Below are 22,518 nucleotides of genomic sequence, written 5' to 3' on the forward strand. Positions count from 1 at the left end.
GTCAGCCGTGTTTGTGCCGGAAGTAGTCCACCGTGCGCCGCACACCCTCGTCGAGTTCCACCTGCGGGTGCCAGCCCAAAACCTCTGCTGCCAAACCGATGTCGAGGCAGGAGCGCTTAAGGTCACCGAGACGCGGCGGGTGAAACTCCGGATCGTCCGGACCTCCGACCGCCGCGGCCACCGCCGAATGCAGTTGCCGGTCTGAGGTTTCGACGCCGGTGCCGACGTTGAAGCGCAGCCCGCCGCCAGCCTCCCCAGCAGCCTTGACGAAGGCGTCGACGACGTCGTCGACGTATACATAGTCGCGGGTGTTGGAGCCGTCACCGAACACCTTGGTGGGCTTGCCCTCCAGCAGTGCCTGGGCGAATATCGCCACCACCCCGGCCTCGCCGTGCGGGTCCTGGCGCGGGCCATACACGTTGGCTGGGGCGATATGTGAGCAGTCCAGGCCGTACAGGTGCCGGAAGGTGTTCAGGTAGATTTCGCCGGCCACTTTGCCCGCCGCATAGGGCGAAGCAGGATCGGTGGGCACCGTTTCGGGCGTCGGATACTGCGGCGGCACACCGTAGATGGAGCCGCCCGACGAAGTGTGCACCACCTTACGCACCTGCGCCCGACGCGCGGCCTCGGCCAGCCGGATGGTGCCGATCACGTTGACTGTGGCGTCGAACTGCGGGTTGGCCACCGAATGCCGCACGTCGATCTGGGCCGCCAGGTGAAACACCACCTCGCACCGGTGCTGATCGAGTATGCCGTCCAGGTCTGCGGTGACGATGTCGGCCTCGACGAACGCGTACGCGGGATTGTCGGCAAGATGCTCGATGTTGGTCGCGCGGCCGCTGGCGAAATTGTCCAGACCCACCACCACGTGGCCGTCGGCCAGAAGACGGTCGACTAGCGTCGACCCGATGAAACCGGCTGCCCCGGTGACCAGTGCGCGCACCGGCCCACCATACAGAGTGGCGATCGCGGCGACCGTGCTGATCGTGTTGCAGCTGGTGATCCGCGGTGTGCTGGCGTTCCGCGGCTATTTCTACTGGGACGATCTGATCCTGATCGGCCGCGCCGGCACCCAGGGGCTGCTATCGCCGTCGTACCTGTTCGACGACCACGACGGCCATGTAATGCCCGGCGCTTTTCTGGTGGCGGGCGCCATCATCCGGCTGGCGCCGCTGAACTGGACCGGGCCGGCGATCAGCCTGGTACTCCTGCAGCTGCTGGCGTCGTTGGCGCTGCTGCGGGCGCTGTATGTAATCCTCGGTTGGCGTCCGGTGCTGCTGATCCCGTTGACGTTCGCGTTGTTTAGCCCGTTGAGCGTGCCGGGATTTGCCTGGTGGTCGGCGGCACTGAACTCGCTGCCGATGCTGGCGGCGCTGGCGTGGGTGTGTGGCGATGCCGTGCTGTTGATGCGTACCGGGCGGGCGCGCTACGCCGCCACCGGGCTGCTGGCGTATCTCGGTGGCCTGCTGTTCTTCGAAAAAGCCGCGGTGATCCCGTTCGTCGCTTTCGCGGTCGTCGCGCTGGGTTGCCACGTGGCCGGTGACGGGCCGGCGTTGCGCAGGGCGTGGCGGGGCGGCATCCGGTTGTGGGTGCCGTCGTTGGCGCTGACCGCCGGCTGGGTGGCGCTGTATCTGGCCGTGGTCAACCAGCGGCGGTGGAGTTCGGATCTTTCGATGACGTGGGCCCTGCTGCGCCGCTCGGTGACCCACGGCATCGTGCCGGGCCTGGCTGGCGGGCCTTGGCAGTGGGCGCGCTGGGCACCGGCTTCGCCGTGGGCAACTCCCGGCCCGGTGGTGATGACGCTGGGTTGGCTGGTTCTGGTTGCGACGCTTGCGGTTTCGCTGCTGCGCAAGCAACGAATCGTGCCGGTGTGGTTGACCGCGGCGGGTTACACCGCCGCCTGCCAAGTGCCGATCTATCTGATGCGCTCGTCCCGGTTCACCGCGCTCGAGCTGGCCCAGACGCTGCGCTACTTCCCGGATTTGGTGGTGGTGCTGGCACTGTTGGCCGCGGTCGGGTTCACCGCACCCAATCGGGCGTCATCGGCGTGGCTGGACGCGTCGCGGCAACGGACCGTGGCGACAAGCGTTGTGGGAGTGTTGTTTCTGGCCAGCAGCCTGTACTCGACGTCGACATTCCTCACGTCGTGGCGCGACAACCCGGCCGAGCCTTACTTGAACAATGCCCGCTCTGGGCTGGCGATCGCGAATCCGACGGTGCCGCTGCTGGATCAGGAAGTCGACCCGCTGGTGCTGCAGCGGGTCGCCTGGCCGGAGAACCTGGCCAGCCACATGTTCACCCTGCTGCACGATAGGCCTGATTTTGCCTCGGCAACAACAGAATTGCAGATGCTGAACAGCGAAGGTCAGCTCGTTCCGGCGCGAGTGACCTGGGTGCGTACTATCAAACCGGGACCCGTGCAGAACTGTGGCTACTTCACCCAGCCGGATCACCCGACGCGGATGGCCTTGGACGGGCCGCTACTACCGGCCGACTGGACCGTCGAGTTGCACTACCTGGGCAACAGCGACGGCTCGATGACGCTGGCGCTGTCCGAGGGCCCCGAAGTGAAAGTGCCGGTACATCCGGGGCTCAATACCGTGTATGCCCGGCTGCCCGGGGCGGGCGACGCCATCATGGTGCGCGCGAACACGGCCGCACTTTCGTTGTGTCTGTCTTCTGGACCGGTCGGTTTTCTGGTGCCACTGCGGCCAGACCGGTAGCAATCGGGTTGCGGCAGACGCAGACCAGCCGGTTGTGGAGCCGCCTAGGAGAATCGAACTCCTGGCCTGTTCAATAAATAGATAGCAAACTGCTAGTATATGCTCAAATATCTCGACTATATCGACCTACCAACCGCATGCTAAAGATCGGGTGTCACCAAATAGTGACCGAAATGACGGGTCAAAATTCCCCAGGGACCTCCAACCTTTACCCCATGGACATCCCGGGCCAACACGTGACTGGGCGCCAAGAACACGCTGGACTTATTATGGCGCGCTAGCGGCTTGGTTCCTGTGGTTGCAGACCCAAGGTCACCGACCGGACAACCCTATGCAGCACCTAGGGCGCCCCCGCCGCCCTAGGTCGGAGCCTCGCCCGCTGTCCAACGATCACCTCTGTCGGCTACTCGCCACAAAAATGCACCGTCGCGCCCGGGCGATGGTATTGCTCGCTGCGCTGCAAGGGCTGCGGGTGCACGGGATCGCAAAACTAAAGAGTGATCATGTTGACCTGTCCAGCCGAACTATGTTCGTTACAGGAAAGGGATCTATTACCGCGTCACTACCAATTCACAGAATGGTACTAGACCACGCTGAATTTATGCCCAGCAAAAGTTATTGGTTTCCCGGTACGAATAATGGACATCAGCACCGCGTTTCTATATCGAACACAATTACGGCAGCTATGGTGCGGGCTGGGGTCCCCGGATCGGCACACCAACTATGACACTGGTTTGGGACAGCGCTCGTTGCAGCCGATGTCGACCTTCGGACCACGCAGACCCTTATGCGCCACCAGAACCTGGCCAGCACCGTAATCCCCCTCCTTGTCGCCAGCCTGATATGTGGGGCCATCTGCCTCGCAATTGGCAGGGCGAAGAACCGCCCCGCCGCCGGGTCTTTTCTCCTGGGAGCCGTGCTTGGGGTCATCGGCGTGATGATCGTGGCCTGCTTGAAGTCCCGGCGTCCTCAGGCGCCCAAAGGGATGCGGGCGGTGAAATGCCGACGCTGTAACACCGTGCAGAACGTCGATGGTGACGCCGAGAACTGGGAGTGCTGGCAATGTAAGAGCAGGGTATCGGTCCCGGCCGAAAGAGCCCGATGCGTGAATGCCAGGCGGGTTAGCGGACGGCGGCAGCGCCCGACAGCGGCCGGCACTCAGGGCCGAGCGGCGGGGCGTAGGTGACGGCGTCGCACTGAAGGCACGCCCAGGTGGTGCGGCCGCCGCGACGCGCACATCCGCAGGGCTGGTGCCCGACGAGCATCCGGCCCCGCCCCAGCTGGTGGCCGGTCGGGCAGCGCTGCGGCGGGCGGACCATCCACGCGCCGCCGGTTCAGCCAACAAGGTCACCAACAGCTGGCATGAACACCGATGGTAGGCGCCTGAAACGCCGAACGCCCCCGGCTCGGCGCGGGCGACGCTCTGTCGTACAGGTCCAAGCCCCAGCAGCAGCGACATCGTTGACCAGATCATCCGTCTTGCTGAGCAGCTACGCACCGCCACCTGAAAATAGGTCCGTAAAATAGGTCCATACATTTGGACTAGAATTATGGTCCATATGTTGGTACCATTTTCGTATGGTGAGCGAATACCAGGTCGAAATCGAGACCAGCGCAGCGAAGCAAATCCAGAAGATGCAGCGCTACGACCAACGCCGCATCATGGACGCGATAGACGCCCTGGCTGTTGACCCCCGCCCCCACGGCTACACCAAGCTCAGCGGCACCACCGACGCCTACCGCATCCGCGTCGGCGTGTTCCGCATCGTGTACGTCATCAACGACGGCCTGCTCATCGTCACCGTCACCCGCGTCGCACACCGCAAGGAGGTCTACCGGAAATGATGATTCCGATAAGCAAGGCAAAGGCCAAACTGTCCGAACTCGTACGCCACAGCCAAGACGAGGACGTACTGCTGATGAACCACTCCGAACCGGCAGCCATCATCATCGGCGCCGCCCGCTACGACAGCATGCGCGACGAAATCGAGGACCTGCGCGACCGGCTCAGCGTCCACGAACGTACCGGCGTCACCATCTCGGCAAGCAAGCTGCGCGCCGAACTCGGGCTGGCCGGCGACTCATGAGCGACCGCCGGCGCGAGCAGGTCGCACGGCTGCTGTACGACGCGATCTGCAACAGCTGCAGCGGCTACGTCGAACACGTCCGAGACGATGAAGAGTTGTTTACCTACTATGGGGCTCACTCTGGTATTCATCGGAAGACGGGGCGGAGAAAGCGCCACCGCCGCTGCGAACCGGCGGTAGCGCGAGGAATTAGCCAGCAGGCGACTGTCAACCACGGCAGCGGCCGTGGCCTGCGGCGTCAAGCAGCAATGGCTATCTAGGCGACTGACGGGATGCCACGGACTGGGCGCTGGGCGAGCTTGAAGCACTGTGTGAAAAGCTGGGGCTCTCATTTGACTACATCGCGACGGGAATTCGCGATTTTCCGCCGCCACCGACACCGGGGACGTCAGCCACCTACTCCGATGGCGCCAAGGTTCTACAGTTGCGCATGTCTACCGACTGTGACCCTGCCGAGTTGGATGAGGTTGACGAGTCCGCCGCGGCCTATGTCCAGCTCGCAGAATGCGAGGTTGAGCCGCCTAGGAGAATCGAACTCCTGACCTATTCATTACGAGTGAATCGCTCTACCGACTGAGCTAAGGCGGCCTGCCAGCTTTTCGGCCCTCACGGGCGGCACGAGTCTACGGCAGCCCCACCACCGCACCCAAGTCCACTACCGCAGCTCCTGCCCGATGGTGGCGACCATGGCGTCCACCGCGAACTTCGGCTTAACGTTGATGGCCAGCGCCTCGCGGCATTCCAGAACGGCCTCAACGCAGCGCAGCAACCGCTCCGGGCTGGCGTGCGCGGCCAGCGATCCCACCTGCCCGGCCATGTCCGGGTGGTTGGGCCGCACCTGTCCGGCACCGGAGGAGACCAACACCGCGTCGCGGAAGTACGAGGCCAGGTCGATCAACGCACGGTCCAAGGCATCGCGCGAAGCGCGGGTCTGCCGGGACTTCTGCCGGCGCTCCAGATCCTTGAGCGCGCCGGCGGAGCCGCGCACCGCCCCCGCGGCGCCCTTACCCGTACCGCCTGCTCCCAACGCCGTGCGCAGCTCCTCGGTCTCAGCCTCGGCACGCCCGGCGGTCAGCGCCACCGCTTCGGCCTCGGCGGCGGCGACCAGCTCCTCGGCCGCAAGAAACGCCCGCGACGGTCGCGCCGCGTCGCGGACCAGCTCCAGCGCCCGCTGCCGCCGCTGCCGGGCTTCTGGGTCGGTAGCCAACCGACGCGCCCGCCCGACGTGGCCACCGCTGACCGAGGCCGCCCAGTGCGCCGTTTCGGCATCCAGCCCATCGCCCTCGATCAGCACCTGCGCGATTGCGTCGGTGGACGGTGTCACCAGCGCGACGTGCCGGCACCGGGAGCGCAGTGTGATCGCGATGTCCTCGGGGTCCACCGAGGGCGCACACAGCAGGAAGACCGTCGACGGTGGCGGCTCCTCGACGACCTTCAACAACGCGTTCGCCGCGCCTTCGGTCAACCGGTCGGCGTCCTCGACGACCACGATCTGATGGTGGCCGGTGGTCGGCCGCCGCGACGCGATCTGCACGATGCCGCGCATCTCGTCCACGCCGATGGACAGACCTTCGGGAATCACCCGGCGCACATCGGCGTGAGTGCCCGCCATGGTCGTCGTACAGGCCCGGCAGGTCCCGCAGCCGGGTTCGTCGTCGGAGGTGCACTGCAGCGCCGCGGCGAAGCACAACGCCGCCACCGACCGCCCCGACCCCGGCGGCCCGGTAATCAGCCAGGCATGTGTCATATTCCCGGCCTCGAGCGGGCTGTGAGCCGAATCACCGCGAGCTGCGCGGGCGGCGGCGCGCAGCTCGGCCTCCACCAGCTGCTGGCCTACCAGCCGAGTAAACACCCCTGTCATCAACGGCAACACTAGTGAGCACCCCCGACGGATACCGATCAGCGTCCGTTTCGCGACAATTCCGTGATCTTTCCTGCTCATTCACCCCCGGCGGGAGACTTGCCGGTGCACATTTAAGTTTCCGACGAGTCCCCGCCGACCGATACGGTGGTTTCGATGACCACGGCCGCACAACTTCCCAGGCGAATCAGCGCATTCGTCCGGTGGGTGGTGCGCACTCCCTGGCCGGTGTTCTCGCTGAGCATGCTGCAGGCCGACATCATCGGCGGCTTGTTCGTGCTCGGCTTCCTCCGGTACGGCCTGCCGCCCACCGACCGCATCCAGCTGCAGGACCTCCCGACGGTCAACGTGGTGGTCTTCATCTGCGCGGTGATCCTGCTGTTCCTCGCGGGGTTCGCCTGGAACCTCAAACTGCTGGTGCCGGTGTTCCGCTGGCAGCGCCGCGACAATCTGCTGGTTGAAGCCGATCCGTCCACCAGCGAGTTAGCCCGCACCCGCGCGCTGCGGATGCCGTTCTACCGGACGGTGACGACGGTCGGATCCTGGGCGCTAGGCAGCATCGTGTTTGTCATCGCCAGCTGGTCGGTGGCCCGCCACGCCGCGCCGGTGGTGATGGTCGCCAACGCCCTTGGCGCCACGGCCACCGCGATCATCGGCTACCTGCAATCCGAGCGCGTATTGCGGCCGGTGGCGGTGGCGGCGCTGCGCAGCGGTGTGCCGGAGAACGTGCGCGCCCCCGGCGTCATCTTGCGGCTGATGCTGACCTGGGTGTTGTCCACCGCGGTGCCGCTGCTGGCGATCGTGCTGGCGGTGATCTCGGACAAGATCTCCCTGCTGCACGCCTCGCCACACGTGCTGTTCAACCCGATCCTGCTGCTGGCCCTGGCCGCGCTGGCGATCGGCGCGGCCAGCACACTACTGGTTTCCATGTCGATCGCCGACCCGCTGCGCCAACTGCGCTGGGCGCTGTCGGAAGTCCAGCGGGGCAACTACAACGCGCACATGCAGATCTACGACGCCAGCGAGCTGGGCCTGTTGCAGGCCGGCTTCAACGACATGGTCCGCGATCTGTCCGAGCGGCAGCGACTGCGCGACCTGTTCGGCCGCTACGTGGGCGAGGACGTGGCCCGGCGGGCACTGGAACGTGGCACCGAACTAGGCGGCCAGGAACGCGATGTTGCGGTGCTGTTCGTCGACCTGGTGGGTTCCACCCAGCTGGCGGCAACCCGGCCGCCGGCCGAAGTGGTGCACCTGCTCAACGAATTCTTCCGGGTCGTGGTGGAGACCGTCGGCCGCTACGGCGGGTTCGTCAACAAGTTCCAGGGTGACGCCGCCCTGGCCATCTTCGGTGCACCGATCGAGCACCCTGACGGCGCGGGAGCCGCGCTGGCGGCGGCACGCGAGCTGCACGACGAACTCATCCCGGTGCTGGGCAACGCCGAGTTCGGCATCGGCGTGTCGGCCGGCCGGGCCATCGCCGGACACATCGGCGCGCAGGCGCGCTTCGAGTACACCGTGATCGGGGACCCGGTCAACGAGGCGGCTCGGCTGACCGAGCTGGCCAAGCTGGAAGAAGGCCACGTGCTGGCGTCGGCGATCGCGGTCAGCGGCGCCCTGGACGCCGAAGCGCTGTGCTGGGACGTAGGCGAGGTGGTGGAGCTGCGCGGCCGCACGGCCCCAACCCAACTGGCGCGTCCACTCAATCTGGCGGCCCCCGACGATAAGTTGGCGGGTCAGCAGCAGGGCCGGGAGCGAAATGCCCCGGCGCAAAATCTCGCTTAAATTCGCCGGCAGACCGGGCCCGCAGACCCTAGGCGATTCAGCTGCGCTTGGCGGCCTTCTTGGCCGGCGCTTTCTTCGCCGGCGCCTTGCGGGTGGTCTTCTTCGCGGTCCGCTTCACCGGACCACGCGCCCGCCGATCGGCCAGCAGCTCAGACGCACGCGCATCGGTGATCGACAGCACGTCGTCGCCCTTACGCAGGCTGGCATTGGTCTCACCGTCGGTGACGTACGGACCGAACCGGCCGTCCTTGATCACCATAGGCTTGCCCGACGCCGGGTCGGTGCCCAGCTCGCGCAACGGCGGCGCCGAAGCGGCTTGCCGCCCCGAGCGCTTCGGCTCGGAATAAATCTTGAGCGCCTCGTCGAGGGTGATGGTGAACATCTGATCCTCGGTTGCCAGCGACCGAGAGTCGTTGCCACGCTTCAGGTATGGCCCGTAGCGACCGTTCTGCGCGGTAATCTCCTCGCCGTTAGCGGGATCCACTCCGACCACCCGGGGCAGCGACAGCAACTTCAGCGCATCCTCCAGCGTGACCGTCTGCAAATCCATGCTGCGCAACAGCGAGCCGGTGCGCGGCTTGGGACCGGTCGGCTTCTTGCCCTTCTTCGCCGCCGACCCCGACTCTGGGCCGTCGTCTTCGGGTTTGGGCAGGATCTCGGTCACGTACGGCCCGTACCGACCATCCTTGGCGACGATCTCGTGGCCAGTCTCGGGGTCCACACCCAACACCCGACCCTCCTGCGGGGTGGCGAAAAGCTCTTCTGCCACTTCGAGAGTCAGCTCGTCGGGGGTGAGCGAGTCGTTGAGATTGGCCCGCTGCGGGGCGGGTTCGCCGTCCTCACCGATGACGGTGCGTTCGAGATACGGCCCGTTCTTGCCGACCCGCACATAGACCGGCCGGCCCTCGGCATCATCAAAAACCCTGATGGAGTTGACTTCTCGAGCGTCAATACCTTCCAGGTTGACACCGACCAGCTTCTTCAGGCCGCCGGATCGGGCTACCGAGTCGGGTACCCCGTGGTCGCCGCCGAAGTAGAAGTTGTTGAGCCAGTTGGTGCGCCGCTCGTTGCCCGAGGCTATGGCATCGAGTTCGTCCTCCATTGCCGCAGTGAAGTCGTAGTCCACCAAGCGGCCGAAATGCTGTTCCAGCAACCCGATTACGGCGAACGCCACCCAGGACGGCACCAGCGCGCTGCCCTTCTTGTACACGTAGCCGCGGTCCTGAATCGTCTTGATGATCGACGAATACGTCGAGGGGCGGCCAATACCCAACTCCTCCAACGCCTTTACCAGCGATGCCTCGGTGTAGCGGGCGGGCGGGTTGGTGGAGTGACCATCCGGGTTCAGCTCGATTGCATCCAGCCGCTGCCCCTCGGACAGCTGCGGCAGCCGACTCTCGGCATCGTCGGCCTCGCCGCCCGCTAATTCGTCGACGGTTTCCACATACGCCTTGAGGAACCCGGCGAAGGTGATGGTCCGGCCACTCGCCGAGAACACGACCTGCCGTTCTCCGGCGGGCCCAGCCGCCGTTCCGCTGATCCGCAGGCTCAGCGTGGTGCCGCGCGCGTCGGCCATCTGCGAGGCCACCGTGCGCTGCCAGATCAGCTCGTAGAGCCGGAATTCGTCGCCGTCGAGCTCGCGCCGCACCGCGTCCGGGGTCGCGAACGTCTCACCTGCGGGCCGGATGGCTTCGTGCGCCTCCTGGGCGTTCTTCACCTTGCGGGTGTATTGACGAGGAGAAGGGGCGACGAATTCCTCGCCGTAGAGCTGGCGCGCCTGGTTGCGCGCGGCGCTGATCGCCGACTCCGACAGCGTCGTGGAGTCGGTTCGCATATATGTGATGTAGCCGTTCTCGTAGAGCCGCTGGGCGATGCTCATCGTGCGCTCCGAGGAGAACCGCAGCTTGCGGCCCGCCTCCTGCTGCAAGGTCGAGGTCATGAACGGGGGGTACGGACGACGGGTGTAGGGCTTCTCCTCCACCGACGACACGGTGAGCTGCGCACCCTGCAGGCCGTTGGCCAGCTGGGTGGCGCTGGCCTCATCCAGGACGGTCACCTCGTCGGCCTTGCGGAGCACGCCGAGCGAGTCGAAGTCGCGACCGGTGGCCACCCGCAGTCCGTCGACGTTGGTCAACCGGGCGGCGAAGGTCGGTGGGGTCGCCTTGGGGTCGGAGACGCTGGCATCCAGCTTGGCCAGAATGTCCCAGTACGACGCGCTGCGGAACGCCATCCGGTCGCGTTCGCGCTGCACGATGATGCGGGTCGCGACCGACTGCACCCGGCCGGCCGACAGCTTCGGCGCGACCTTCTTCCACAACACGGGGCTGACCTCGTAGCCGTATAACCGGTCCAGGATGCGCCGCGTCTCCTGCGCGTCGACCAGGTCGATGTCCAGGTCGCGGGGGTTCTCGGCGGCCTCCAGGATGGCCGGCTCGGTGATCTCGTGGAACACCATCCGCTTGACCGGGACGCGTGGTTTGAGGGTCTCCATCAAGTGCCAGGCGATTGCCTCGCCCTCGCGGTCACCATCTGTGGCCAGATAGAGCTCGTCGACGTCCTTCAGTAGACCTTTGAGTTCGGTGACGGTGTGTTTCTTCTCGGGACTGATGATGTACAGCGGCTCGAAGTCGTGATCCACGTTGACGCCCAGGCGTGCCCACGGCTCGGACTTGTACTTGGCCGGCACATCGGCCGCGGCTCGGGGCAGGTCGCGGATATGGCCGCGAGACGACTCGACGATGTAGTTGGAACCCAGGTAGCCGGCGAGTTTGCGCGCCTTGGTGGGCGACTCCACGATCACGAGTCGCCGGGTGCTCCCGTTCCTGCCGCTGCTCGCCCTCTCGGGGCCCCCGTCAGCCACCTGCGCTTACGCTCCATCTCCTACTTCGGCCCCCTGGCGGAGCCGCGCCACAGGGAAGAGACGGTACGCCGCCGTACCTTCTCCCCGCGGGCAACTGACAATTTCGCACCAAAAGGCGGGCCTGCGCAAACTGGCTAGCTCTGCGGCCCACCTGGACAACCCGTCAGACCCGGGGCCACTGGTCGACGGCCGCTGGGTCCTCGGGAGCGTCTCCCACGTTCTCTACCAGGCGCGATAGCCTGCGCCGACCACTGATCCGAAGTGCCGGGCGGGCGCCCCGCGTGCCGATCAGGGTGGGTGCTATTCCGACCCGCATCAGAGCCGACGCCAGCGGCGAATGGGTGTCCGGCGCGTGCGGGTCCAGACCAAGTAGGTATCGGTCGGCCTCTGGACTGCCGGCCGCCAGCGTCCACGCCCGCAGCTCCCGCGGACCGGGCAGCCAGCGCGGCGGGACCGTCTTGACCGCGCCTCGCGTCCATTCCTTGGCGATAGGGCGCAAGCGCGGGTCCACCGCCGTGCGCACCAAGGGGTGGTCTTCGTCGGTTCGGGTGATCTCGGGGACCAGCCCGGCTTCGGTGATCATCTCGGCCAGCGCGGCGGCCCGCCAAGGCTGCTCGACGACCACCGACAGCCGTGCACCGGCACCGACCATCACGATCTGACCCGGCGCGGCCAGCAGCCCACACAGATCCTCGACCGCGGGCGGCACCGATTCCGCGGCGAAGAAGGAAAGCTGGCTCACGCCACAGACAGTAGGCCAGCCGGAGGGTCGGCTGCTGCTCCGCGTCCGGCGCGGCGGGCAGCGGCGCCGAAGCGACGAAAACCCCCCGGGCGGTTCCGCATGTGCGGGGCTGCGCCGGGGGGTTGCGTCAGAATCTGCCCGGTTTAAACGGAGCGGACTCCGGTGGCCTGGGGGCCCTTGGGGCTATGGCCGATCTCAAACTCGACCTTCTGGTTCTCTTCGAGGGTGCGGAAGCCCGTTCCCTGGATCTCCGTGTAGTGGACAAACACATCTGCGGAACCGTCCTCGGGGGCGATGAAGCCAAACCCCTTCTCCGCGTTGAACCACTTCACAGTTCCCTGTGGCATTTCTCGATCTTTCCTTTACTTTCTGGTGCGGGGCGCCGCCTTTCGGTGCCCCGGGCCCGTTGCGACCGCCATACCTCGCGTAGTCGCCGGAACTTCACCCGACAGATAACCTCGCAGGAACCGCGATCGCAACGTCGATCCTGCGAAAGTTTGACACGAACACAGAAGCTACGACCGCACTTAGTCAACCATGTTCGTCGCGTCGGCGACAGCCTGTTGTACGCGCAGATGGCGAACCGACGCGCAAATTTACGTCAGTGTCACCGAACGGCCCACCAGCGCACCAGGAAGGTAAGGCGATGGCGAGTTTCGGCAGGGAGCTGCTGGCCGCCGCGCTCATCGGCACAGCACCCGGCGAGGAGCCGCTGCGCCACGTCGCCGAGCTGCCGCCCCGGCCGGGTCAACCGGGCGACTGGCCGCAGTGGGCACCCCCCGGCGTGGTTCGCGCATTCACCGACCGCGGTATCCGCGCGCCCTGGTCGCATCAACTACAGGCGGCCGAACTCGCGCACGCCGGACGCCACGTGGTGATCAGCACCGGCACCGCGTCGGGCAAGTCGCTGGCATACCAGCTGCCGGTGCTCACCGCGCTGGCGAGCGACCCGCGGGCCCGGGTTCTGTATCTGTCGCCCACCAAGGCGTTGGGGCATGACCAGCTGCGGACCGCTCACAGCCTGGTCACCGCTGCGGAACTGATGGACGTGGCACCCAGCGCCTATGACGGCGATAGCCCCGCCGAGGTGCGCCGTTTCGCCCGGGAGCGATCCCGCTGGCTTTTCTCCAACCCCGACATGATCCACCTATCTATCCTGCGCAACCATGCTCGCTGGGCAGTGCTGTTGCGCGGCTTGCGGTACGTGATCGTCGACGAATCTCATTACTATCGTGGCGTTTTCGGTTCCAATGTGGCTATGGTGCTGCGACGGCTGCTGCGCCTGTGTGCCCGTTACGCAGCCGATCGGGTTTCGAGCCCCACCGTGATCTTCGCCAGCGCCACGACGGACTCCCCGGGCGCGACGGCAAGCGAGCTGATCGGGCAGCAGGTCGCCGAGGTGCTCGACGACGGGTCGCCGCAGGGCGGGCGCACGGTGGCGTTGTGGGAGCCTGCGCTGCGCAGCGACCTGGTCGGCGAGCACGGCGCCCCGGTGCGACGGTCGGCCGGCGCCGAGGCGGCGCGGGTGATGGCCGACCTGATCGTCGAGGGCGCACAGACGTTGACTTTCGTGCGGTCGCGGCGCGGGGCTGAACTGACGGCGTTGGCGGCGCGGGCGCGGCTGGACGAAGTGGCCCCGCAGTTGTCGGGGTTGGTGGCGTCGTATCGGGCGGGTTATCTGAGCGAGGACCGTAATGCGCTCGAGCAGGCGCTCGCCGAGGGCCGGTTACGTGGTCTGGCCACCACCAATGCCCTCGAACTGGGCGTCGATATCGCCGGGTTGGACGCCGTCGTGCAGGCCGGGTTCCCGGGTACGGTGGCCTCGTTCTGGCAGCAGGCCGGCCGCTCGGGCCGCCGCGGTCAGGGCGCGCTGGTGGTGCTGATCGCCCGCGACGATCCGCTGGACACCTATCTGGTTCACCACCCGGCCGCGCTACTCGACAAGCCCGTCGAACGGGTGATGATCGATCCTCGAAATCCGTACATTCTTGGTCCGCAATTGCTCTGCGCGGCAACCGAACTACCGTTGGACGAGGCCGAGGTCCGGGCGTTGGACGCGGTCGACGTGGCCAACGGCTTGGTCGACGACGGCCTGCTGAAACGCCGGGGCGGCAAATACTTTCCCGCGCCCGGGGTGGAACCCCATGGCGCAGTGGATATTCGGGGATCCATCGGTGGCCAGATCGTCATCGTCGAAGCCGACACGGGACGACTGCTGGGCAGCACCGGCGCCGGGCAGGCTCCGGCCTCGATTCATCCGGGAGCGGTGTATCTGCATCAGGGGGAAAGCTACGTTGTCGACTCCCTGGACCTCGAGGAGGGCATCGCCTTCGTCCACGCCGAGGATCCCGGATACGCGACGTTCGCACGGGAAATCACCGACATCGCCGTTACCGGCAAGGGCGAACGGTCGACGTTCGGCCCCGTCACGCTGGGTCTGGTGCCGGTGACGGTCACTCACCAAGTGGTCGGCTATCTCCGCCGCCGCATCGACGGCGAAGTGATCGACTTCGTCGAACTCAGCATGCCGGAGAGTTCCCTGCCCACCGTCGCCGTGATGTACACGATCGAGCCGGATGCATTAGCTCACGACGGCATTGAACCGACCGCAATACCCGGTTCGTTGCATGCGGCCGAACACGCGGCCATCGGGCTGTTGCCGTTGGTGGCCAGCTGCGACCGCGGCGACATAGGCGGGCTGTCCACTGCTCTCGGGCCAGACGGGCTGCCGACGGTCTTCGTGTACGACGGTCACCCCGGCGGTGCCGGTTTCGCCGAGCGCGGATTTCGCACGGCCGACATCTGGCTGGGCGCCACTGCGGCGGCCATCGAAGCCTGCGAATGCCCCAGCGGTTGCCCATCCTGTGTGCAGTCCCCCAAATGCGGTAACGGAAACGACCCGCTGGACAAGGCCGGTGCGGTGCGGGTGTTGCGACTGGTGCTGGAAGCGCTGGGCTCGCGCTGAGCCGGCCCCAACGTGGGCAGCGGATCCGTGCGAAGGGGGCTGGATGTCCCTACTGCGCCGCGGTGCCGTCCCGCGAGCGGCGTCGACCGCCTTCAACGTATGGGCACCGCCGGGCTGGCCGAATCGGTGTCAGCAAGGCCCGCCTCCCCTAAACGAAGGCCCGCCTCCCCTAAACGGTGGAGAAAATTTCATCCGACAAATCACGCATTTGGGCGAGGGCCGCGCGGCCCCGATTGGACCACGGTAAAGGGGCACGCCCCACCACCGAACCCCGCCAGCGCGGAGAGGATCCAAATCGATGTCGTATTTGATGACTACCCCGGAGGCCCTGGTGGCTGCGGCATCCGACGTAGTGGGTATCGGTTCAACACTGCAATCGGCGAATGCGCTGGCCGCGATCCCGACAACGTCGGTATTAGCGGCCGGTGCCGACGAGGTGTCGGCGGCGATAGCAGCGTTATTCTCCGCGCACGGGCAGGCCTACCAACAGCTGAGCGCCCAGGCGTTGGCGTTCCACGACCAGTTCGCTCGCGTCCTGGACTCTGGTGCGAATGCCTACGCCGCCGCCGAAGCCGCCAACGTGTCGCCGCTGCAAGCAGCACTGAACGCGGTGAACGCACCCGTCGAGGCGGTGACCGGGCGCCCGCTGGTCGGCAATGGCGCCAACGCCGCCCCGGGCAGCGGCGCCAACGGAGGCGATGGCGGCTGGCTGTTCGGCAACGGCGGGGCCGGCGGGTCGGGAGCCGCAGGCACCGGCCAACGAGGCGGCAACGGTGGGTCCGCCGGGTTGCTCGGCACAGGAGGCGCCGGCGGCGCGGGCGCTGCCGGCACCGGTAGCCCAGGCGGCGCCGGTGGGACCGGCGGCTCAGGCGGGTGGCTGTGGGGCAGTGGCGGGGCTGGCGGCCTCGGCGCCACAGGCACGATCGGTGGGGCCGGCGGGACCGGCGGTGCCGGCGGGTTGTTCGGATCAGGAGGCGCCGGCGGCACCGGTGGCTTCGGTAACGACGGCAACATCGGCGTCGGTGGGAAGGGCGGGACTGGCGGTTCCGGCGGCCTGTTCTCCGGCCTGGTCGGTGGGGGCGGCGGCACCGGCGGCGGCGGTGGATACGGAGAGACCGCGGGCGGCGCCGGTGGTGTCGGCGGCAGCGGCGGACACTTCGCCGGCCTCGGTGGTGCGGGCGGTGCCGGTGGATACGGCGCCGAGGGTGGCGTCGGCGGCAGCGGCGGCCGCGGTGGGTTGTTCTACGGCAACGGTGGCGCGGGTGGTACCGGCGGCGTCGCCTACTACGGCACCGCGGGAGCCGGCGGGGGCGGTGGCAACGCCGGCCTCTTGTTCTCCAACGGTGGAGCCGGCGGGGCCGGTGGATACAGCTACTTCTTCGGCGCCGGTAACGGTGGAGCCGGAGGCGACGCCGGATTGCTGGGCTTTGGCGGCACGGGTGGTGCCGGCGGCTTCAGTTCAGGGCCCGTGCTGCAAGGCGCCGGTAACGGCGGCGACGGCGGCGCCGGCGGTCGCGGCGGTCTGTTGTTCGGCAATGGCGGCGCCGGCGGTGCCGCCGGCGAGGGCGGACCGACCTCGGGTGGGGCCGGTGGCAATGCGGTGTTGATCGGCAATGGCGGCAACGGCGGGCTGGGTTCGACCGTCGGCTCCGGCGGTATAGCGGGGGCGCTGCTGGGCCTGGACGGCTACAACGCACCGACCAGTGCAAACCCGCTGCACGCGGCGCAACAACAGCTACTCAACGTGGTCAATGCACCCGTGGAGTCGCTCACCGGACGGCCCTTGATCGGCAACGGCGATCCCGGTGCGTTCGGCACGGGCGACGCGGGCAAAGCCGGTGGATGGCTGCTCGGCGACGGCGGCGCGGGAGCGGCAGCCGAAGGCGGCAGCGGCGGCGACGGTGGTGCGGGCGGCGCCGCGGGCCTGTTCGGCACCGGTGGCAGCGGCGGCGCCGGAACGATGCAGTACACCGGCGCGGGCGGCAACGGGGGCGCGGGCGGCGCAGGCGGATTCCTGGTCGGCGACGGCGGCATCGGTGGGATGGGCGGCGGCGCCATCAATGGCTTGGGTGGTGCCGGCGGTGTCGGCGGCGCTGGCCGGTTATTCGGCGCCGGCGGTGCCGGCGGTGTCGGCGGGTCCGCCGTCTCGGGGCCGGCGGGCGGCGTCGGCGGCGCCGGCGGTGCGGCCGGCCTGTTCGGGATCAACGGCGGCGCAGGCGGCGACGGCGGGTTCGGCATGGACACCGTGGGCGGCGCCGGTGGGACTGGCGGCAACGCCGGGCTGCTCGGAGGCACCGGCGGGGCCGGCGGGTTCGGCGGCGTCGGCGCCAACAACGTCGCCGGCGCGGGCGGTGACGGCGGCAACGCCGGGCCGCTGTTCGGCAACGGCGGGGCCGGCGGAGCCGGCGGCTCGACAATCGGAGCGCTCGGCATGTCCGGAGCCGGTGCCGGGGCCGGCGGCAACGGCGGTAACGGCGCCCGGCTGTTCGGCAGCGGCGGGGCCGGCGGGTTCGGCGGCAACACCCTCACCACGATCGGCGGGGCCGGCGGCGACGGCGGCAATGGCGGGCTGATCGGTGACGGTGGCGCCGGGGCAGCCGGCGGCCTCGCTTACGTCGGGGCCGGCGGAGCGGGCGGGGCCGGCGGCATGGGCGGCACCCTGATTGGCGCCGGCGGGGCCGGTGGGGCCGGCGGGGCCGGTAACCCGACCTACGTTAATGGGCACGGCGGCGACGGCGGGGACGGCGGCGGCACCGGGTGGTTCGGCGACGGCGGCAACGGCGGCAATGGCGGCACCGGCGTTACCACGGGTACGCCGGGCGCCGGCGGCAGTGGCGGGAAGCTGTCCGGCGAGGACGGCCACGACGGACTCTCCTGAGTCCGTCAGCCGGCTCACAACTGACGAATACGGATATTCCATTTCCGCCTAATTCCGTTTACGGTGCAACATAGCCGTCGCGCAGCGAACGGCTATCAGACACTGGCCGAGTCTGTCGCGTATCGATTCGGAGGTGTCGTGTGTCGCGTTTCAGCGCCGTGCCCGGCGCCATTGGAGCCGCCGCCGCGAATGTCGCTGGTATCGGTACGACGATCAGCGCAGCCAACGCCCTGGCTGCGGCACCCACCACCGCCGTGCTTGCCGCAGCCGGGGACCAGGTGTCCGCCGCGGTGGCCACGTTCTTTTGCAGCCACGCCCAGACCTACCAGACCATCAGTGCGCAGGCCGCGAGTTTCCACGCCCAATTTGCGCGGGCAATCGACGCCAGCGCGAATGCTTATGCCTCCACCGACTCCGCCAACGCCACGTCGCTCGGCAACAGCGGCTCCGCGGGGTCCGGCTCCGCCTACGAGTATGTCGCCCCACCCCGTCCTGTCGGTGCTTGGCTTAGACCGTCCACACCGGCCGTCGCACCGGCGCGTGCTGACCGGCCCGCGGCAGCCGGGGTGCCGGCCGAAGCCGGACCGGTCGTCGCAAGCGGCGCATGCGGTGGGTTGTTGCTCGGGTCCAACCAGGCTGGCACGGCGGGCAGCGGGCGCGCGGGCGGTGCCGCTGCCGGTGGTTCCGGCGGGCTATTGAGCCGCCTGCTCCAAGGCGACGAACGCCGAGCGAAGTCTCCTGAGGTCGGCCGGGTCAGCGCGGGAACGGGTGTCGGGGTGCTGCTCGCGCCGCCCAACGCCCAGGGTGCATTGCGCCCGACCGACACTGCGTGTTCAAAACGGGACCCCGCGCGCCTCGGTTCGCCGACGTGAGAATCCTGACGGCTGGCTGAATGCGCTGTAGCACAACACATTCAGAGTGACGAAGACAGTGCGCGAAGCGGCCCGAGACGCGAGATCCATTTGGTGATCCGTTGGATGGGCGACCGACCCCTCGAACGGTCGACCTCCACGGATGCGCTTTGCGACGGTGTGACAACACAATCCATTCGCATTTAATGTGAGCGCAGCCAGAAACCTACCTGGCTCCAAGCGCCAATTGCAACACACTGAGCCGCGGTTCACGAAAGTCTCCGTGCCGGAATCCGTCTGACGGTATGACAACCACCCCGCCAGGAGACTCAGATGGTCGGGAGGCCACTGGTTGCCTACCGTGCCACTCAACTGACTATCGTTGGCAGGGCCATTACATGTAACTGGGACAACGGATTTGACTCCTCCGTCAATGCCCGCAAAGCCGGTCACCGCCCACTGTCCCGCTCACCGGCGCCATGCGGACGCCATAGCCGGATCTGCTTTCCACGCAAGGACATTCCGCTGTACCGGAGGCTTCATGGGGCAACCTCACAGGAAGAATGTGGTAGACATCATGCCCTGGATCGACCGACCGACCCGCCCCGTCAACCTACGGACTCGCGATCAGTAAACTGCGGCTATGGGCCACGACTGGTTGCTCGTGGAGACGCTGGGAGATGAGCCCGCCGTCGTAGCGCAGGGGCGTCAACTCAAGAACCTCATCCCGATCACCACATTTCTTCGCCGCAGCCCGTATCTCGCGGCCGTCAAGACGGCGATCGCCGAGTCGGTGCAGACCGGCCAAGCCCTGACCAGCATCACCCCCAAGAGCGACCGCGTCATCCGCACCGAGCCGGTGACCATGTCCGACGGTCGCATACACGGAGTACACGTGTGGAGCGGACCGGCGGGTGAGGACCCACCCGAACGTCCCGTTCCGGGTCCGCTGAAGTGGGACCTGACCCGCGGGGTGGCCACCGACACTCCCGAGTCTTTGGCTAACAGCGGCAAGAACCCCGAAGTCGAAGTCACCTACGGCAGGGCCTTCGCCGAGGACCTGCCGTCGCGCGAACTCAACCCCAACGAAACTAAGGTGTTGGCCATGGCTGTCCGCGCCCAACCGGGCCTGACGCTTTGCAGCACTTGGGATATCACCGATTGGCAGGGCAATCCGATCCGTATCGGCTTCACCGCGCGCAGCGCGCTGGAGCCGGGACCGGATGGTCGTGACCACCTGGTCGCCCGCGCGATGAATTGGCGCACCGACCGCAAGGGCCCCGCGGTGGCCGCCGACGACCTAGCGCAACGAATCCTCGACGGCCTGGCGCAGGCCGGTGTCCATCGCGCCCTGGTCGACCTGAAGAACTGGACCCTGCTGAAGTGGCTGGACGAGCCGGCGCCGTTCTACGACTGGCGCGGCACCGACCCCGACAGGCCGCGGGTTCACCCCGAGGACGAGAAGCTAATGGATTCCATGACAAAGGAATTCGCCAACGGTGCGACCAGCCGAGTGTTGCGATTGCCGGGATACGACACCGAGTGGGTGCCGGTCCATGTGACGGCCAACCGAATTGAACTCGAGCCCGACGCGTTCGCCGGACTCCTCTCGCTGCGTACGCCCACCGAGGAGGAAATCGACGCGGCGCGGTTACCGCAGGACCCTACCGCCTCCGATCAGGCCTGACCGCACCAGCGTGCCGATAGCTGAAACCCGTTCTCCCTAAAGCGAACTCGACACATGTTCGAAAAACGTCACCAGCGACCGCGGGGCACGCTACGGTGAGTCCCTGCGCCGCCGAGGAGGTACCTGTGTCTTTCGTGACCGTTGCGCCAGAGACACTCGCGAGCGTGGCGGCGAACCTGTCGGGTCTGCGTGCCGCGCTCGATGCGGCCAACGCCGCTGCGAGCACCCAGACCACGGCCATGCTGGCCGCCGCCCAGGACGAGGTCTCCGTCACCATCGCGGCCCTGTTCGCAGCGCACGGCCAGGCATATCAGACTTTCAGCGCCCGGGCGGCGGACTTTCACGCGCAATTCGTGCAGGCGTTGACCGCCGCCGCCGGCTCGTACGCCGAGGCCGAGACCATCAATGCCACGCACTCCCTGCTCGAAGCCGTCAACTACCCCACCCAGATGCTGTTTGGACGCCCACTGATCGGCAACGGCGCTAACGGAGCCCCCGGAACCGGCCAGGATGGCGGAGCAGGTGGTTTGCTGATCGGCAACGGTGGCAACGGTGGTTCCGGTGCTGCCGGCCAGAACGGCGGCAGGGGCGGAGCCGCGGGACTGCTCGGTAACGGCGGCGCCGGTGGCGCCGGCGGATTCGGGCTGCCGGGCCAATCCGGTATGGCCGGCGGAGCCGGCGGTGACGCCGTACTGTTCGGCAACGCTGGCCACGGCGGTACCGGCGGAGGATCCCTGGACGGCAATGGCGGCTCCGGCGGAGCGGGCGGTGCCGGCGGATGGCTGGGCTCCGGTGGAAACGGAGGTGTGGGCGGCGTCAGCGCCCACCTACTCGGGGGTACCGGCGGGGCGGGTGGAGCGGGTTGTTTGTTCGCCTCCGGTGGAGCGGGGGGCGACGGGGGCCAGGCCGACCATGCCGCCGGCGGAGCCGGTGGGGCGGGCGGAGCGGGCGGCTGGTTCTCGGGTTCGGGTGGCCTCGGCGGTGGCGGGGGCAACGGCGGTCAAGACGGCGGCCACGGCGGCGCGGGCGGCACAGGCGGGATATTCGGCGACGGCGGCGTCGGTGGAGGCGGTGGCACCGGCTTGACACGCAACGGAGGAATCGGTGGCGCCGGCGGTGACGCCGGGCTGTTCGGCGACGGCGGCATCGGCGGAGACGGCGGGACCGGTGGCACCAACGGAGCGGCTGGCGGCGCCGGCGGTTACGGCGGCCTGATCTTCGGCTTCGGTGGGGCCGGCGGTGACGGCGGCAACGGGCAGCCTGCCGATGGCGGGGCCGGCGGAGCGGGCGGATCCGGCGGGTTCTTCGGCGGTGGTGGCGATGGCGGCGATGGCGGTGCTGGCCATGTCCACGGCGGATCAGGCGGGGCCGGAGGGGCCGCCGGTTGGATATACGGCCCCGGTGGTGACGGCGGAACGGGTGGTGTCGCGGGCCTATACGGCGGCGCTGGCGGCGCGGGAGGCGCCGCGGGAATAGTCTTCGGCAACGGGGGCGCGGGTGGCGCCGGCGGCTGGGGCGGATTCAGCTCCGCCGGCCAGGGCGGCAACGGAGGCGTCGGCGGTCACGCCGGCCTGATCGGCAATGGCGGCACCGGCGGCGACGGCGGGATCACCTCGGCACCGGGCGGCACCGGCGGTGACGGCGGCCAGGGTGGCGACGCGTGGCTGATCGGCAACGGCGGCAACGGCGGCAACAGCGGCACGGGCACCAACCCTGGATCCGCCGGTACCGGCGGATCCGGGGGTTCGCTGCTTGGGGTGGACGGGCTCACCGGGCAAGTGCAATAGCCGTTACCGGCCCTGCCCGCGCCGACGCGCGCGCGGATCCGATGCGAACAATCGGCACCTCGACAGTCACGATCATGTCCAACCCGTCCAGTCGGCACTCGACATCAGCGACCCGCATCTGCCGGGCCACCGTCGTCGCCCGGACGCAGGCCGCTGAAACACCTTGCGGCAATTGGGCAGCCGCGGCCAGCGCAGCCAGATCGGCAGCAGCCTGCGCGCGGTGCCGGGCCACCACGACGGAGCCTAAGCAGACGCCCGCCGCTGTGACACACACCAGCACGGCGACCACGAACAC

At 67.9% G+C, this 22,518-nt stretch carries 15 protein-coding genes, 1 tRNA gene and 1 pseudogene; 10 read left to right on the forward strand and 7 right to left on the reverse strand.

From position 1 onward, the window contains the following. Position 1 precedes the first annotated feature (1 nt). Positions 2-943 carry an NAD-dependent epimerase/dehydratase family protein gene (locus tag H0P51_RS26170; protein WP_180915698.1) on the reverse strand — a complete coding sequence of 314 codons (942 nt, stop codon included), beginning with the start codon at positions 941-943 and terminating at the stop codon, positions 2-4. Between H0P51_RS26170 and H0P51_RS26175 the strand changes: the two genes are divergently transcribed. The 4 genes from H0P51_RS26175 (at position 909) to H0P51_RS26190 (ending at position 4,810) form a co-directional block, all read left to right on the forward strand. Beyond that, the gene (locus H0P51_RS26175) at positions 909-2,723 is read left to right on the forward strand and encodes a hypothetical protein (protein WP_180915699.1); all 1,815 of its coding nucleotides are present in this window, start codon (positions 909-911) and stop codon (positions 2,721-2,723) included. The genes H0P51_RS26170 and H0P51_RS26175 overlap by 35 nt on opposite strands. A gap of 1,109 nt (positions 2,724-3,832) precedes the next feature. Beyond that, complete coding sequence (locus H0P51_RS26180) at positions 3,833-4,102, forward strand: hypothetical protein (protein ID WP_180915700.1); 270 nt, start codon at positions 3,833-3,835, stop codon at positions 4,100-4,102. A gap of 199 nt (positions 4,103-4,301) precedes the next feature. Further along, entirely contained in the window at positions 4,302-4,568 is a 267-nt protein-coding gene (locus H0P51_RS26185) for a type II toxin-antitoxin system RelE family toxin (RefSeq protein WP_180915701.1), read from the forward strand. Beyond that, complete coding sequence (locus H0P51_RS26190; RefSeq protein WP_180915702.1) at positions 4,565-4,810, forward strand: type II toxin-antitoxin system prevent-host-death family antitoxin; 246 nt, start codon at positions 4,565-4,567, stop codon at positions 4,808-4,810. The genes H0P51_RS26185 and H0P51_RS26190 overlap by 4 nt, the downstream gene beginning before the upstream one ends. Before the next feature lie 515 nt (positions 4,811-5,325). Here the strand turns inward: H0P51_RS26190 and H0P51_RS26195 are convergent. Beyond that, positions 5,326-5,398: transfer RNA gene (locus tag H0P51_RS26195), tRNA-Thr, on the reverse strand. Positions 5,399-5,465: 67 nt separating this feature from the next. Continuing rightward, a complete protein-coding gene (locus H0P51_RS26200; protein WP_180915703.1) occupies positions 5,466-6,671 on the reverse strand; it encodes a DNA polymerase III subunit delta' in 1,206 nt (401 codons plus the stop codon). Between the two features lie 101 nt (positions 6,672-6,772). On the opposite strand from H0P51_RS26200, the pseudogene H0P51_RS26205 reads away from it, so the two are divergent. Next, a pseudogene (locus H0P51_RS26205) lies at positions 6,773-8,453 on the forward strand (adenylate/guanylate cyclase domain-containing protein); the annotation flags it as partial. Positions 8,454-8,490: 37 nt separating this feature from the next. On the opposite strand, the gene topA reads toward H0P51_RS26205, so the two are convergent. From topA to cspA, 3 genes are all read right to left on the reverse strand, one after another. Next, positions 8,491-11,313, reverse strand: coding sequence for a type I DNA topoisomerase (topA, locus tag H0P51_RS26210; RefSeq protein ID WP_180915705.1), 2,823 nt, complete (start codon positions 11,311-11,313; stop codon positions 8,491-8,493). Positions 11,314-11,476: 163 nt separating this feature from the next. After that, positions 11,477-12,055, reverse strand: coding sequence for a hypothetical protein (locus tag H0P51_RS26215; RefSeq protein ID WP_180915706.1), 579 nt, complete (start codon positions 12,053-12,055; stop codon positions 11,477-11,479). Between the two features lie 143 nt (positions 12,056-12,198). After that, a complete protein-coding gene (gene cspA, locus H0P51_RS26220) occupies positions 12,199-12,402 on the reverse strand; it encodes a cold shock protein CspA (protein WP_036363014.1) in 204 nt (67 codons plus the stop codon). Positions 12,403-12,701: 299 nt separating this feature from the next. On the opposite strand from cspA, the gene H0P51_RS26225 reads away from it, so the two are divergent. The 5 genes from H0P51_RS26225 to H0P51_RS26245 all read left to right on the forward strand — a co-directional run bounded on the left by H0P51_RS26225 (position 12,702) and on the right by H0P51_RS26245 (position 22,223). Next, positions 12,702-15,020 carry a DEAD/DEAH box helicase gene (locus H0P51_RS26225; RefSeq protein WP_180915707.1) on the forward strand — a complete coding sequence of 773 codons (2,319 nt, stop codon included), beginning with the start codon at positions 12,702-12,704 and terminating at the stop codon, positions 15,018-15,020. A 298-nt stretch (positions 15,021-15,318) separates the two neighbouring features. Next, positions 15,319-17,898 carry a PE family protein gene (locus H0P51_RS26230; RefSeq protein ID WP_180915708.1) on the forward strand — a complete coding sequence of 860 codons (2,580 nt, stop codon included), beginning with the start codon at positions 15,319-15,321 and terminating at the stop codon, positions 17,896-17,898. A 140-nt stretch (positions 17,899-18,038) separates the two neighbouring features. After that, complete coding sequence (locus H0P51_RS28735; RefSeq protein ID WP_246398228.1) at positions 18,039-18,770, forward strand: PE family protein; 732 nt, start codon at positions 18,039-18,041, stop codon at positions 18,768-18,770. Between the two features lie 622 nt (positions 18,771-19,392). Next, entirely contained in the window at positions 19,393-20,436 is a 1,044-nt protein-coding gene (locus H0P51_RS26240; RefSeq protein ID WP_180915709.1) for a PAS domain-containing protein, read from the forward strand. Between the two features lie 125 nt (positions 20,437-20,561). Next, positions 20,562-22,223 (forward strand): PE family protein, encoded by a 1,662-nt coding sequence (locus H0P51_RS26245; protein ID WP_180915710.1) that lies wholly within the window; start codon positions 20,562-20,564, stop codon positions 22,221-22,223. Here H0P51_RS26245 and H0P51_RS26250 read toward each other — a convergent pair. Beyond that, complete coding sequence (locus tag H0P51_RS26250) at positions 22,204-22,518, reverse strand: Rv3654c family TadE-like protein (protein WP_343061746.1); 315 nt, start codon at positions 22,516-22,518, stop codon at positions 22,204-22,206. The genes H0P51_RS26245 and H0P51_RS26250 overlap by 20 nt on opposite strands.

This window comes from Mycobacterium vicinigordonae, assembly GCF_013466425.1.
In the GTDB taxonomy this organism is placed as follows: Bacteria; Actinomycetota; Actinomycetes; order Mycobacteriales; family Mycobacteriaceae; genus Mycobacterium; species Mycobacterium vicinigordonae.